Origin of the sequence: Hoeflea sp. AS16, assembly GCF_038900095.1 — a bacterium.
GTDB lineage: Bacteria > Pseudomonadota > Alphaproteobacteria > Rhizobiales > Rhizobiaceae > Hoeflea.
Map to the genome: position 1 here is coordinate 322,063 of NZ_JBBMQQ010000003.1, position 13,412 is coordinate 335,474.

The 13,412-nt window shown below is 62.3% G+C and carries 11 protein-coding genes and 1 pseudogene; 7 read left to right on the forward strand and 5 right to left on the reverse strand.

All coding sequences use genetic code 11. The annotated features are described in order from the left end of the window. Positions 1-5: 5 nt before the first annotated feature. Together WNY80_RS09930 and WNY80_RS09935 are read right to left on the reverse strand one after the other, a co-directional pair. Positions 6-890: a prephenate dehydratase gene (locus tag WNY80_RS09930; RefSeq protein WP_342887207.1), complete on the reverse strand. Its 885-nt coding sequence runs from the start codon at positions 888-890 to the stop codon at positions 6-8. A 29-nt stretch (positions 891-919) separates the two neighbouring features. After that, positions 920-1,666, reverse strand: coding sequence for a 3-deoxy-manno-octulosonate cytidylyltransferase (locus WNY80_RS09935; RefSeq protein ID WP_342887208.1), 747 nt, complete (start codon positions 1,664-1,666; stop codon positions 920-922). A gap of 172 nt (positions 1,667-1,838) precedes the next feature. Here WNY80_RS09935 and WNY80_RS09940 point away from each other — a divergent pair. From WNY80_RS09940 to WNY80_RS09965, 6 genes and pseudogenes are all read left to right on the forward strand, one after another. Then, positions 1,839-2,384, forward strand: a pseudogene (locus WNY80_RS09940) (cytochrome c family protein); the annotation flags it as partial. Between the two features lie 154 nt (positions 2,385-2,538). Next, complete coding sequence (locus WNY80_RS09945) at positions 2,539-4,395, forward strand: extracellular solute-binding protein (RefSeq protein ID WP_342887209.1); 1,857 nt, start codon at positions 2,539-2,541, stop codon at positions 4,393-4,395. 159 nt (positions 4,396-4,554) lie between these two features. Then, a complete protein-coding gene (locus tag WNY80_RS09950; RefSeq protein WP_342887210.1) occupies positions 4,555-5,658 on the forward strand; it encodes a microcin C ABC transporter permease YejB in 1,104 nt (367 codons plus the stop codon). Continuing rightward, complete coding sequence (locus WNY80_RS09955; RefSeq protein ID WP_342887211.1) at positions 5,655-6,806, forward strand: ABC transporter permease; 1,152 nt, start codon at positions 5,655-5,657, stop codon at positions 6,804-6,806. Before WNY80_RS09950 ends, WNY80_RS09955 begins: the two co-directional genes overlap by 4 nt. After that, a complete protein-coding gene (locus WNY80_RS09960; protein WP_342887212.1) occupies positions 6,803-8,455 on the forward strand; it encodes an ABC transporter ATP-binding protein in 1,653 nt (550 codons plus the stop codon). The genes WNY80_RS09955 and WNY80_RS09960 overlap by 4 nt, the downstream gene beginning before the upstream one ends. A gap of 8 nt (positions 8,456-8,463) precedes the next feature. Then, positions 8,464-9,429 carry a glyoxylate/hydroxypyruvate reductase A gene (locus WNY80_RS09965; protein WP_342887213.1) on the forward strand — a complete coding sequence of 322 codons (966 nt, stop codon included), beginning with the start codon at positions 8,464-8,466 and terminating at the stop codon, positions 9,427-9,429. 6 nt (positions 9,430-9,435) lie between these two features. On the opposite strand, the gene WNY80_RS09970 is transcribed toward WNY80_RS09965, so the two are convergent. The 3 genes from WNY80_RS09970 to WNY80_RS09980 all read right to left on the reverse strand — a co-directional run bounded on the left by WNY80_RS09970 (position 9,436) and on the right by WNY80_RS09980 (position 12,133). Further along, positions 9,436-10,296, reverse strand: coding sequence for an NlpC/P60 family protein (locus WNY80_RS09970; RefSeq protein ID WP_342887214.1), 861 nt, complete (start codon positions 10,294-10,296; stop codon positions 9,436-9,438). Then, entirely contained in the window at positions 10,293-10,661 is a 369-nt protein-coding gene (locus WNY80_RS09975) for a MarR family winged helix-turn-helix transcriptional regulator (RefSeq protein WP_342887215.1), read from the reverse strand. The genes WNY80_RS09970 and WNY80_RS09975 overlap by 4 nt, the downstream gene beginning before the upstream one ends. A 77-nt stretch (positions 10,662-10,738) precedes the next feature. Further along, entirely contained in the window at positions 10,739-12,133 is a 1,395-nt protein-coding gene (locus WNY80_RS09980; RefSeq protein ID WP_342887216.1) for a leucyl aminopeptidase family protein, read from the reverse strand. 142 nt (positions 12,134-12,275) lie between these two features. On the opposite strand from WNY80_RS09980, the gene WNY80_RS09985 reads away from it, so the two are divergent. Then, on the forward strand, positions 12,276-13,091 hold the full coding sequence (locus WNY80_RS09985) for a tetratricopeptide repeat protein (protein WP_342887217.1): 816 nt from the start codon (positions 12,276-12,278) through the stop codon (positions 13,089-13,091). Positions 13,092-13,412 lie beyond the last annotated feature (321 nt).

The window sequence follows — 13,412 nt, forward strand, 5'->3', positions numbered from 1 at the left end:
GGTTTTCAGCCCTCGGCTTCGTCGGCGTGTGAACCGTTCTGCGCCAGACGGAAGGGATGGGCCGGATAGACGCCCAGGATCCGCAATTCCTTGGAGAAGAAATTCAGTTCATCCATGGCGCGCGCCACCGGCGCTTCGTCCGGATGGCCCTGGATATCGGCGTAAAACTGGGTAGCGAAGAACTTGCCGCCGATCTGGTAGCTTTCGAGCTTCGTCATGTTGACACCGTTGGTGGCAAAACCGCCCATCGCCTTGTAGAGGGCGGCGGGAATGTTGCGCACCCGGAAGACGAACGTGGTGACGACCACTTCATCGGCCACGGGGCGGGGCGGAACCTTGGCCTCGCGCGACAGCACGACAAAGCGGGTGACGTTGGTTTCCGTGTCCTCGACGTTTTCCTCGAGGATATTGAGACCATAAAGTTCGGCGGCAAGGCGCGGCGCCAGCGCCGCCATGGTGCGGTCATTGCTCTCGGAGACGAGCCGGGCGGCACCCGCCGTGTCACCGGCAACAACGGCTTTCCAGCCATTGGCGCGCACGACCTTGCGGCACTGGCCAACCGCATGGACATGGCTGTGCACGGTGCGGATTTCGGAACGGTCAACGCCGGGCAGCGCCATCAACTGGAAATGGATCGGCATGAAGTACTCGCCGACGATGTGCAATTGCGATTCGGGCAGCAGGTAATGAATATCGGCGACCCGGCCGGCAATGGTGTTTTCGATCGGGATCATGGCCAGGTCCGCGTCGCCCTGGGTGAGCGCATTGAATGCGTCCTCGAAGGTGGCGCAGGGCAAGGGATCCATGCCGGGAAACATGTCACGGCAGGCCATGTCGGAGTTTGCGCCAAACTCGCCCTGAAAGGCGATGCGGTTGGTGGAAGCGGTCATCAGGTCTGTCCGTTTTGAGAAATACGCGCCTATTCCGGCGCCAGGATTTGGCGGGCGCGGGCAAGATCGGCCGGAGTATCGACACCCAGGGGCACGGAGTCAACGATCGCCACATCGATGCGCATGCCATCCTCAAGCGCCCGCAACTGCTCGAGCGATTCGCGCTTTTCCAGCGTTGACGGCTTGAGCGACACGAAGCGCTGCAATGCCGAACGGCGCCAGGCGTACAACCCGATGTGATGGTACAGCGGGCCTTCGCCATAGGGGGCCGTGGCACGGGTGAAATAGAGCGCGCGCAGAAGCCCCTCGCCGATCGGCGTGCCGATCACCTTGACGATGTTCGGATTGATTTTTTCCGCCTCATCGGAAATCTCGACGGCCAGCGTGGCGAGGTCGGCCGGGGATCCGGCCAGCGGCAGGGCGGACCTGCGAATGGATTCGGGCTCGATGGCAGGAATGTCGCCCTGAACATTGAGAATGATCCCGGCCTTCCCCTCGGGGTCCATGATCGTGGCTGCCTCGAACACACGGTCGGAGCCGGACTGATGATCATCGCGGGTCATCACCGCCTCAAATCCCGCGGCCTCCACCGCCTCGGCGATTTCGCGCGAATCAGTTGCGACTGCGACGCGACCGATGTCGGCCAGTGCTGCCTGGCGCGCCACACGGACCACCATCGGCTCTCCGCCGATGTCCGCAAGCGGCTTGTTGGGCAGCCGGGCTGACGCCATTCTGGCCGGAATAATAAGGAGCGTATGCTCTGAACCTGTTGCCATGGCGCGTTCATTCCCTCATTTTGCAGCGCGAGTGTCAAAAAGTCTCACTGCCGCGGTTACAAACGGTGTTGCAACGAACTTGCAAAAGACATAGGTTCCGCGCGATTTCAAGACTGGTTCGGATATTGCAGGAAACTGGGCGGGAAGCCGAACCGAAACGGAGCGACGGAACATGAACTCCTCATATTTCAACTCGGCGGCGGGCGCCTTTCTAGGTATCCTGTTCGTCCTGATGACACTTTCGATTGTTTCGGAAGGTATCTATGAAGCACCAGAGCCTGCCACCGAAGGCTTTCTGATCGAGGTCGCAGAGGGTGGTGGCGAGGCTTCGGCACCTGCCGAAGAAGCAGCACCCGAGCTGATTGCGCCGCTGCTTGCCAGCGCCGATCCGGCCAAGGGTGAAGCAGTGTTCAAGAAGTGCGCTGCCTGCCACAGCAATGATGCGGCAAGCGCCAACAAGGTCGGCCCCGGCCTGTGGAACATTGTCAACCGGCCGGTCGCCGCTCATGAAGGCTTCAAGTATTCGGCCGCGATGACCGAATTCGCCGAAGGCGGTTCCGTTGTCTGGGACTACGAGCACCTGAGCAACTTCCTGGCCGCGCCGAAGAAATACATCAAGGGCACCGCGATGGGTTTTGCCGGACTGAAGAAGATCGAGGATCGGGCCAACCTGATCGCCTATCTTCGCACCATTGCCGATTCGCCTGCGCCTTTGCCAGCCGAGTAAGACACGCATTCAAAAGCTGCAAAGCCGGGCCATGTGCCCGGCTTTTTTTATGATTTGATGCCCTTTTTCGGATCACCCGCTGCAAGCGCCGCAGAACTGGCCTATTCTTGTTGCAATGAAAAAGGCTACCGGAGACCCTACCCTCATGACCATCCGCATTGCCCCGTCCCTGTTGATCCCGTGCATTCTGGCCCCCGTGCTGGCGTTTTCCGGACTGATTCTGTCTCCGGGAATTGCCGGAGCCGAAGAGCCGGTCTGGCAGCACGCCACGGCGATGATCGGCGAGCCGAAATATCCTGAAGGGTTTGCCCGTTTTGACTATGTGAACCCGGATGCACCCAAGGGCGGCACGCTCAAGCTTGCGGAAGAAGGCACGTTCGACAGCTTCAATCCGGTGCTGGCCAAAGGCGAACTGGCGGCGGGCCTCAATCTGGTTTTCGACACGCTGATGAAATCCTCGGAGGACGAGGTTTCCTCCTCCTATGGGCTGCTCGCGGAGGGCATTTCCTTTCCCGACGACATTTCCAAGGTCACGTTCCGGCTGCGCGCGGACGCCAGGTGGGCGGATGGCGAACCGGTGACAGCGGAAGACGTGGTTTTCAGCTTCGACAAGGCCAAGGAACTCAACCCGCTGCAGGCGAATTACTACGCCCATGTCGTCTCCGCCGAGAAAACGGCAGAGCGGGAAGTCACCTTCCTGTTCGACGAGGACAACAACCGCGAACTGCCGCAGATTCTCGGCCAGATCCTGGTGCTTCCCAAGCACTGGTGGGAGGGAACGGACAAGGACGGCAACGCCCGCGACATCAGCCGCACCACGCTTGAACCGGTGATGGGATCGGGGCCCTACCGGATCGCGTCGTTCAAACCCGGATCGACGATCCGCTACGAGTTGCGCGAGGACTATTGGGGCAAGGATCTCAACGTCAATGTCGGGCAGCACAATTTCGGCGCGATCGAGTATGTCTACTTCACCGATGCCAATGTCGAGTTCGAGGCTTTCCGGGCCGGCACCGTCGACTTCCGGCAGGAAAATTCGGCCAGCAAGTGGGCGACTGCCTATGATTTCCCCGCGGTCCAAAACGGAGACATCAAGCGCGAGAAGATCAAGAACCCGCTGCGCGCCGTCGGCATCATGCAGGCAATGGTGCCCAACATGCGCCGGGAAAAATTCCAGGATGTGCGGGTCCGCAGGGCGCTGAACTTTGCCTTCGATTTCGAAGACCTGAACCACAACCTGGCCTTTGATGCGCTGGCGCGGGTCGACAGCTATTTCTGGGGCACAGAGCTGGCGTCCTCCGGCTTGCCGGAAGGCCGCGAGAAGGAAATCCTCGAAGGCCTGAAGGGCAAGATTCCCGACGAGGTCTTCACCACGCCCTACACCAACCCGGTGGGTGGCGATCCGCAGAAGGCGCGCGCGAACCTGCGCCAGGCGCTGACGCTTTTCCAGGACGCCGGCTACGAGCTGAAGTCGGGCCGTCTCGTCAACGCCACGACAGGCGAACCATTCGAGATCGAAATCCTGCTGTCGAGCCCCTCGCTTGAGCGGTCGGTCTTGCCTTATGTCGCAAGCCTGAAGAAAATCGGCATCGATGCCCGCATCCGCACGGTCGACGCATCGCAATACACCAACCGGGTGAGAAGCTTCGATTACGACATGATCTGGAACGTCTGGGGGCAATCGCTCAATCCGGGCAACGAGCAGGCAGGTTACTGGGGATCGGTTTCAAAGGATCGCGAAGGTTCAAGAAATTATGCCGGCATCTCCGATCCCGCGGTCGACGAGCTGATCCGGATGGTGATTTTCGCGCAAACCCGCGAGGAAAAGACCGCGGCAGTCAAGGCGCTCGACCGGGTGCTGCTTGCCAACCACTACGTGGTGCCGCTGTTTTACAGCGACGCGGTCAAGGTGGCCTACTCCAAGTCACTGGCTCATCCGGAGGAGCTTCCCTATTACGGGCTCGGATTCCCGGAAGTGTGGTGGATGAGTGACGCAAACTGAGACGCTTTCGGCCTTGCACCCTTTCCGACATTCGATTCTGTATGAGGACGAGACGAATCAGCCCGACATCACGGTGATCGGCTTCCGGGACGGACAATTGACCAGACCATCATTTACCAGGCGCATAAATCGCGCCGAGACAAACGGGAAAGCCGCCTGATGGGCGCCTATATTCTCAGGCGTCTGCTTTTGATGATCCCGACCATTGTCGGCATCATGGCGATCTCGTTCGCGGTGATCCAGTTCGCGCCCGGCGGACCGGTCGAGCAGGTGATTGCGCAGCTGACCGGCGAAGGTGATTCCGCTATCGACCGGATTGCCGGTGGCGGGGACACGATCGGCAGCGCACCGCAGGATTTCGGCGATTCCGCTTCGTCGCAATATCGCGGCGCGCAGGGGCTGGATCCGGAATTCATTGCCAAGCTGGAAGCCCAGTTCGGGTTCGACAAGCCGCCGCTCGAGCGCTTCGGGCTGATGATGTGGACCTATATCCGCTTCGATTTCGGCGAAAGCTATTTCCGCAGCATCGACGTGATCGACCTGATCAAGGAAAAGATGCCGGTCTCGATCTCGCTCGGCGTCTGGATCCTGCTGTTGTCCTACATCATCTCGATTCCGCTGGGGATCAAGAAGGCGGTCTCCGACGGTTCGCGCTTCGATGTGTGGACCTCCGGCCTGATCATCATCGCCTATGCGGTGCCGGGCTTTCTGGTCGGCATCCTGCTGATCGTGATGTTTGCCGGCGGATCGTTTTTCGACTGGTTCCCGCTGCGCGGGCTGACATCGGACAATTTCGACGAGCTGAGCCTGTTCGGCAAGATCGTCGACTATTTCTGGCATCTGACGCTGCCGCTGATCGCGCTGTCGCTGGCGGCTTTCGCCACCACGACGCTGCTGACCAAGAACTCGTTCATCGACGAGATCCGCAAGCAATACGTGACCACGGCGCGGGCCAAGGGATTGAGCGAAAGCCAGGTTCTCTACCGGCATGTGTTCCGCAACGCCATGCTGATCATCATTGCGGGCTTTCCGGGTGCGTTCATCTCGGCCTTCTTCTCCGGATCGCTGCTGATCGAGACGATCTTCTCGCTCGACGGGCTGGGTCGGCTCGGCTTTGAATCGGTGATCAAGCGGGATTACCCGGTGGTGTTTGCAACCCTGTTCATCTTCTCGCTGATGGGGCTGGTGGTTGGACTGATTTCCGACCTGGTCTACACCTGGGTCGATCCGCGCATCGACTTTGAAAAGAGGGATGTCGGATGAGCGCGCCGGCTTCGACCAATCCCCAGGCCTATGACGCCGAGGGCCGGCCCAAGGGCTGGCTGTCGCCGACCAACAAGCGGCGCTGGGCCAATTTCAAGGCCAACCGGCGCGGCTACTGGTCGTTGTGGCTGTTCCTGTTCCTGTTCATTGCCAGCCTGCTGGCCGAGTTCATCGCCAATGACCGGCCGATCCTGGCGTCCTACAAGGGCGAGATCCTCTATCCGGTGCTGATTGACTATCCGGAGGAGAAATTCGGCGGGTTCCTGGCGCGCACCGATTACCGCGATCCGTTCATCCAGGACGAGATCGAGGCCAATGGCTGGATGATCTGGCCGCCGATCCGCTATTCCTACACCACCGCCAATTCCTACATCCCGCATTCGGCACCGACGGCACCTTTCTGGCTGCTGGACGAAGGGGTCGCGTGCTCCGCCTATCCGCTCAAGGACGAGGACCCCGGCTGCACGCTTGGCAACATGAACTGGCTCGGGACCGACGATCAGGCACGTGACGTCACCGCGCGGATGATCTACGGCTTCCGCATCTCGGTGCTGTTCGGGCTGACGCTGACGATCTTCTCGGCGCTGATCGGTATCGCCGCAGGCGCGGTCCAGGGCTATTTCGGCGGCTGGACGGATCTTTTGATGCAGCGCTTTATCGAAATCTGGTCGTCGATGCCGGTGCTCTACATCCTGCTGATCATTGCCGCGGTGCTACCGCCGGGGTTCTGGATCCTGCTCGGGATCATGCTTTTGTTCTCGTGGGTGTCGTTTGTCGGCATCGTGCGGGCCGAATTCCTGCGCGCCCGCAATTTCGAGTATGTCAACGCGGCCCGGGCGCTGGGCGTCGGCAATGGCACCATCATGTTCCGGCACCTGCTGCCCAATGCCATGGTGGCGACGCTGACCTTCCTGCCGTTCATCCTGTCGGGCTCGATCACCACGCTGACCTCGCTCGATTTTCTCGGCTTCGGCCTGCCGCCCGGCTCGGCCTCGCTGGGGGAGCTGATCGCGCAGGGCAAACGCAACCTGCAGGCGCCGTGGCTGGGGCTGACCGCGTTTTTCACCATCTCGATCATGCTGTCGCTGCTGATCTTCATCGGCGAAGCGACACGCGACGCCTTCGATCCGCGAAAGACATTTCGATGAGTGGCGCAAAGACAGACAAACCGGGCGAAGCGCTGCTGTCGGTGCAGGATCTTTCGGTGGCCTTCCACCAGTCCGGCGAAAGCCAGACCGCCGTCGATCACATCTCGTTTGACATCAAGCGCGGCGAAACGGTGGCGCTGGTGGGCGAATCCGGGTCCGGCAAATCGGTCTCGGCGCTGTCGGTGCTGCGGCTGCTGCCTTACCCCGCCGCGAGCCATCCCTCGGGCAAGATCCTGTTCAAGGGGCAGGATCTGCTCTCGGCGCCCGAGCCGCAGATCCGCGATGTGCGCGGCAACGACATCACCATGATCTTCCAGGAGCCGATGACCTCGCTCAATCCGCTGCAGACAGTGGAAAAGCAGATCTCGGAGATCCTGCATCTGCACCAGCCGATCAAGCCGGATGAAGCACGCCGGCAGGTGCTGGGCCTGCTCGACCAGGTCGGCATCCGGGATCCGGAGAAACGTCTGGCATCCTATCCGCACCAGCTGTCCGGCGGGCAGCGGCAGCGGGTGATGATCGCCATGGCGCTGGCCAACCGTCCGGAACTGCTGATCGCCGACGAACCTACAACGGCGCTCGATGTCACGGTCCAGGCGCAGATTCTCGAATTGCTGCGCAACCTGAAGACCGAACACGGCATGGCGATGCTGTTCATCACCCATGATCTCGGCATCGTTCGCAAATTCGCCGACCGGGTCTGCGTGATGACGGACGGCAAGATCGTCGAAACCGGCCCGACCGCCGAGATCTTCGCCAATCCGCAGCATGCCTACACCAAGCATCTGCTGGCCGCCGAGCCCAAGGGTGAGCCGCCCAAGCGCAATGAAGCCGCTCCCGAAGTGATGCGCGCGCGCGACATCAAGGTCTGGTTTCCGGTCAAGCAGGGCTTTCTCCGGCGCACGGTCGACCACATCAAGGCCGTGGACGGGCTGTCCCTGTCCCTCAAGGCCGGCCAGACACTCGGCGTTGTCGGCGAATCGGGATCGGGGAAAACGACGCTCGGGCTGGCGCTGATGCGGCTGATCCGCAGCGAAGGCGAGATCTATTTCAACGAGCTGCCGCTGCATGAACGGTCGTTCAAGCAGATGCGGTCGCTCAGGAGCTCCATGCAGGTGGTCTTTCAGGACCCGTTCGGATCGCTGAGCCCGCGCATGTCGATTGCCGATATCGTCGGCGAAGGCCTGGCGATTCATGCCCGCGACCTTTCCGCCAGGGACCGCGACCAGCGCGTTGCCGAGGCTCTGGAAGAAGTGGGGCTCGATGCATCCACCCGCTGGCGCTACCCGCATGAATTCTCCGGCGGCCAGCGCCAGCGCATCGCGATTGCGCGGGCCATGGTGCTCAAACCGCGTTTCGTCATGCTGGACGAACCGACCTCGGCGCTCGACATGAGCGTTCAGGCGCAGGTGGTGGACCTGCTGCGGGATTTGCAGAAGCGACATGATCTGGCCTATCTGTTCATCAGCCATGACCTCAAGGTGGTGCGGGCGCTGGCCAATGACGTGATCGTCATGCGGGCGGGCAAGGTGGTCGAGCAGGGCACCGCCGACAAGATTTTCGATCATCCCGAAACCGACTACACCAAGGCACTGATGGCGGCGGCATTCAATCTGGAAGCCGCGGACAGCGCCGTGGTCAGCGAATAGGCAAGTTCATGACACACCGTAATGGCAAGGGACGCGTGCTGCTTGCGCTGACCGGCTGGGAACCGCAGGTCTGGGTCGACGAGCTCAGCAAGGCGGCGCCTGACCGTCCGGTGGTGCTGGAGCCGAATGGCGAGACCGATCCCGACATCGATTACGCGATCGTCTGGAAACAGCCAGCCGGATTGCTGTCGAAACTGCCGAACCTGAAGGCCATTTTCTCTCTCGGCGCGGGTGTAGATCATGTCTTTGCCGATACCAGCCTGCCCGACGTGCCGATCGTGCGCGTGGTGTCGCCGGACCTGACCACAAGGATGAGCGAATACGTGGTCTGGCAAGTGCTTGACCACCACCGCCTGGGTCTGCGCTACCGGGCACAACAGGCGAACCGGGTGTGGGAAGAAGACAAGAACCAGAAAGCCGCCGGCGTGATCACAGTCGGGATCATGGGACTGGGCGAACTGGGGCGCGACGCCGCTGCCAAGCTCCGCGTCATGGGCTTTAACGTGACCGGCTGGTCGCGGACGGCCAAGCAGGTTGAAGGGGTCACCTGCCATGCGGGAGAGGACGGGCTCGATCCGTTCCTGGCCTCGGCAGACATCTTCGTGGTGCTGCTGCCGCTGACACCTGAAACCCGCGAAATCCTCAACCGGGATCTGTTCCTGAGGATGAAAAAGCGCGGACCACTGGGCGCGCCGGTGCTGATCAATGCCGGGCGCGGAGGATTGCAGAACGAGGCCGATATTCTCGCCGCACTGGACGAGGGGCTGCTTTCGGCAGTGAGCCTTGACGTGTTCCAGCAGGAGCCGCTTGATCCGGCGAGCCCGTTCTGGGCCCACCCCAAGGTGACGCTGACGCCGCATGCAGCGGCGGCCTCGATGCCGACTTCGCTGATAGAGCCGATGGCCCGGCAGATGGATGCCTTTGAACGCGGCGAACCGCTGGTCAACCTGGTTGATCGCAAGGCGGGATATTAAGCCGGCTCAGGGCCGCCGGTAGATGGTCGGCAGGCCATAGAGCTTCGCAATCCGGTCGATGGCAGCCTGAAGCGGCTCGCGGGTGACATACATGGTTCCGCCCGATGCGTGGAGCAGCGTATCCGGGTCCTCGAGAAAGCCGACATGGCCTTTCCAGAACACCAGGTCGCCTCTTTGCAGGCCATCGCTTCCGGGATCGATGGCCCGGCCCAAACCGGCTGCCTGCTGATCGGAATCGCGCGGTGCGGATTTTCCGGTCATGGCCAGCGCCAGCTGCACCAGGCCCGAGCAATCAATACCGAAACCCGACCGCCCGCCCCAGAGATAGGGCGTGTCGAGAAAGCGCGCGGCCACGGACACCGCATCCTCGGCCGAAACCTCGCCGAGCGGCCGCAGATGGGCGGCAATGACGGCGGAACCATCCTCCAGAAGCGCGTAAGGGGTCGCCCGTGTTTCCGCCTCCCCCGTGACCCTGACCCGGCTGCCCATCGACAGCACCTTGAGATGGGGAAAGCGCAGGTCGGCCCCCGGATAGACGAAACTGCGCGGAACCGAGACGACGTGGGTTGCGGGGCCTGCACCCTGGCCGATGGCCTCCTCGCGCACATAACCGACATAACCGTCCGCTGACAGCTGCACCCAGGCCCAGCCGTCAGAGATGTCGAACACGCTCACGGCTTCACCGTGCAGCGCCTGGGTATCGAGGCTGCATCGCGCGTCCGGCTTCGGGCGCACATCGGCAACCGGCACGATCACCTCGGCGGGCATGCCCTCGCTGTAGCGGTCGGCCGCGACCCTGTCGCGGAGGCGGATGTCGGCAAGATCCGGCCGGTAGGCATGGGTCCGGTGGTCAAGATCGTCACTCATGTGTTTGCCCCCTCGGCAGAAGACAGCTTGCGGCCTTCAGCGATGATGATATCGCCAAGCTTCTCGACAAAAAGCGCGCCCTCCACCGTCCGCTTGATGATGACATTGCGCCTGTCGCGCTCGTCGCGCACCCGGCGCACCAGCCCCATGTGTCCCATGGTGTCGAGCGCCCGGGTGATCACCGGCTTGGTCACGCCAAGCATGGCCGCAAGTCCCCGCACGGTGTGCGGCGGTGGCGCCAGGTAGATATGCAGCAGGATTGCAAGCTGCCTGATGGTGAGATCGGGCCCGATGACACGGACATGCTCAAGCGTGGCGGCGTGCCACAACCCGAGGGCGTCGGATGGCCGGAGATCGAGTGGCATGCGGGTCGCCTGTATCGTTTCGGTACCGATTTACACTGACCGAAACTTGAAGACCGCGCAAGTCAGCCGCTGCCGCCTCAGGCAGGGTGCCGTTTGCTGATCACGTCAAACAGGGCCCGGATTCCCTGGGCCTCGCCACCGATTGGCGCATATGGCCTGTCCTTCGGCGACCAGGCGAAGATATCGAAATGCGCCCATCTGGTTTCGGGGGTGACGAAGCGCTTGAGAAACAGCGCCGCGGTGATGGAACCGGCAAACCCGCCCGCCGGTGCATTTGTCAGATCGGCAATCCTGGCTTTGACGTCGGCTTCATAAGGCTTATAGAGCGGCATCCGCCAGAGCGGATCGACCACATTTGCCGACGCGGTGGAGATGTCGGAGGCCAGGGTCTCGTCGTCGGTGTAGAAGGGCGGCAGGTCGGGACCGAGCGCCACGCGCGCAGCGCCGGTCAGCGTGGCCATGTCGATCAGCAGGTCAGGCTTTTCCTCGCAGGCATAGGCCAGCGCATCGGCCAGCACCAGGCGGCCCTCGGCATCGGTGTTGTCGATCTGGACCGTCAGGCCCTTGCGGCTTGAAAGCACATCGCCGGGCCGGAAGGCGGATGCGGAGATCGAATTCTCGACCGCCGGAACCAGCACACGCAGATCCACCGACAGACCGGCGTCCATGATCATCATCGCCAGCGCCATCACATTGGCGGCGCCGCCCATGTCCTTCTTCATGTTCAGCATCGAGTTGGCGGGCTTGATGTCGAGGCCACCGGTGTCGAAGCAGACGCCCTTGCCCACCAGCGTCAGCTTCAGCGCACCGGGCTTGCCCCAGCGCAACTCAAGCAGACGCGGCGCCTGGTCGGCCGCGCGGCCGACCGCATGGATCATCGGGAACCCCTTGGCAATGAGGTCATCGCCGGCAACAACGCTGACATCGGCCTTGTAATGGCCGGCAAGGCCGCGGAAGGCCGCTTCCAGTGCATCGGGGCCCATGTCGTTGGCGGGTGTATTGACCAGATCGCGCGCCAGCCCGACAGCAGCCACGGTGCGCCTGATGGCATCGGAATCCGCATCCGCGGGAATGACCAGTCTCGGGCTGTCCGTGGCCGGTTTCCGGTAGGCCTCGTAACGGTAGGCGCCCATGCCGAAAGCCATCGCCATGACCGCGCCCGGGATCGGCGACGTCTCGATGTGCCAGTCGCCCTTTGGCAGGGCACGCGCCAGCTTGCCGCCGATGAAGGGGTGGCATTCGCCATTTTCGCCGAGGCCGAACAGCGCACCGGCAAGCTTGCCGTGGCGGTTTGGCGCCAGAAGTACCGCGCCTTCGGCTGCGTTGAAACCGGCGGCCTTGGCCCAGGCAAGCGCGGTCTTGTCGAAATGGCCGCGTTCGATATCGGCGCGCGAGACTGCCCAGACCGGCAATGTCTCTCCGGACATCGGCGCAAACGGGGATGAGCGGTCAATGTGGCTGTAGGGCGACATGGTTTCTCCTCTCGTTCTCCACTTCCGACGCGCGGAGAATCAGTCGTTAACTCTTGATTAGGGTTAACAGATTATTGCTGGTGCGAAGACTGTGGCGCCCCTTTCAGGACCGTCCGACGATCAATTTTCCGGGATCAGACCAATGTCAGCGACCCATTCACGCTCCATCCTCTCGCGCCGCCTCCTGGGTGCCGCCTGCATCGCGGCGCTGAGCATCGCGCTCGCGGGATGCGCCTCCGACCGGCAGCTGACCACCGGCTCCATTCCATCGATGAACAAGCCGCTCGAGCGCATGAACGCGACCGAGCTGCATTCGGCAGCCGAAAGCATCGGCCGGGCCTACGACAAGAACCCCAAGGATGCGGCAATCGGGATGAAATACGCTTCGGTGCTGACCATGGGCGGCCGCTCGGAGCAGGCGCTTGCGGTGATGCAGCAGGTGGCCATCCACAATCCGACCGACCGGAACGTGCTTGCCGCCTACGGCAAGGCGCTTGCCGGAGCCGGCCAGTTCGACAAGGCGCTTGATGCGATCCAGCGCGCCCAGACGCCCGACCGGCCGGATTGGCAATTGCTGTCGGCGGAAGGCGCCATTCTCGATCAGATGGGTGACCCGGCGTCCGCGCGGGCACGTTACCGCAAGGCGCTCGACATCCAGCCGAACGAACCGTCGATCCTGTCGAACCTGGGCATGTCCTATGTGCTGGAGGGTGACCTGAGAACCGCAGAGAGCTATCTCGCATCGGCCGTGCGGCAACCGGGCGCCGACAGCCGCGTCCGGCAGAATCTGGCACTGGTCGTCGGCCTGCAGGGCCGCTTCAAGGAAGCCGAAAAGATCGCCAGTACCGAACTCTCGGCCGAACAGGCCAGCGCCAACGTGACCTACCTACGCGCCATGCTGTCCCAGCAAAATGCCTGGAACAAGCTCAAGGATTCGGACCGCAAGAACACCAATTGATCCCGTCCGGGAACCCAATTGCGTGCATCAGGGTCCTCGGCTTTCGAGGGTCTTTCCCAAGAACTTGCGTCCTGAACCAAGCCATCACCTGACATAGCGATGCAGACACTCCAGCGAACCGGTTCCGGCTCGCTCCCCGGCGTGAGGGCGTGTGCGCCGCCCGTTCGAGCGGACTGGCCACGCGGGAGCAAAATACCGGCGGGATTGCGGGGTGCGGACCTGTGCCGCGCCTTGATTGCTTGAGGAAACCTCTTGCCTGTTGGCAATTGAATGCCGCTGCCCCCGGGATCGGTCCGGGAAGCAGCGAAAGGCGACTTACCT

What these genes read in the sequence shown, in the direction of transcription:
- WNY80_RS09980 (WP_342887216.1), bottom strand. Translation starts at nt 12,133, where the DNA reads ATGTCGCCCTACAGCCACATTGACCGCTCATCCCCGTTTGCGCCGATG.
- WNY80_RS09955 (WP_342887211.1), top strand. Translation starts at nt 5,655, where the DNA reads ATGAGCGCGCCGGCTTCGACCAATCCCCAGGCCTATGACGCCGAGGGC.
- WNY80_RS09975 (WP_342887215.1), bottom strand. Translation starts at nt 10,661, where the DNA reads ATGCCACTCGATCTCCGGCCATCCGACGCCCTCGGGTTGTGGCACGCC.
- WNY80_RS09985 (WP_342887217.1), top strand. Translation starts at nt 12,276, where the DNA reads ATGTCAGCGACCCATTCACGCTCCATCCTCTCGCGCCGCCTCCTGGGT.
- WNY80_RS09965 (WP_342887213.1), top strand. Translation starts at nt 8,464, where the DNA reads ATGACACACCGTAATGGCAAGGGACGCGTGCTGCTTGCGCTGACCGGC.
- WNY80_RS09930 (WP_342887207.1), bottom strand. Translation starts at nt 890, where the DNA reads ATGACCGCTTCCACCAACCGCATCGCCTTTCAGGGCGAGTTTGGCGCA.
- WNY80_RS09950 (WP_342887210.1), top strand. Translation starts at nt 4,555, where the DNA reads ATGGGCGCCTATATTCTCAGGCGTCTGCTTTTGATGATCCCGACCATT.
- WNY80_RS09935 (WP_342887208.1), bottom strand. Translation starts at nt 1,666, where the DNA reads ATGGCAACAGGTTCAGAGCATACGCTCCTTATTATTCCGGCCAGAATG.
- WNY80_RS09945 (WP_342887209.1), top strand. Translation starts at nt 2,539, where the DNA reads ATGACCATCCGCATTGCCCCGTCCCTGTTGATCCCGTGCATTCTGGCC.
- WNY80_RS09970 (WP_342887214.1), bottom strand. Translation starts at nt 10,296, where the DNA reads ATGAGTGACGATCTTGACCACCGGACCCATGCCTACCGGCCGGATCTT.
- WNY80_RS09960 (WP_342887212.1), top strand. Translation starts at nt 6,803, where the DNA reads ATGAGTGGCGCAAAGACAGACAAACCGGGCGAAGCGCTGCTGTCGGTG.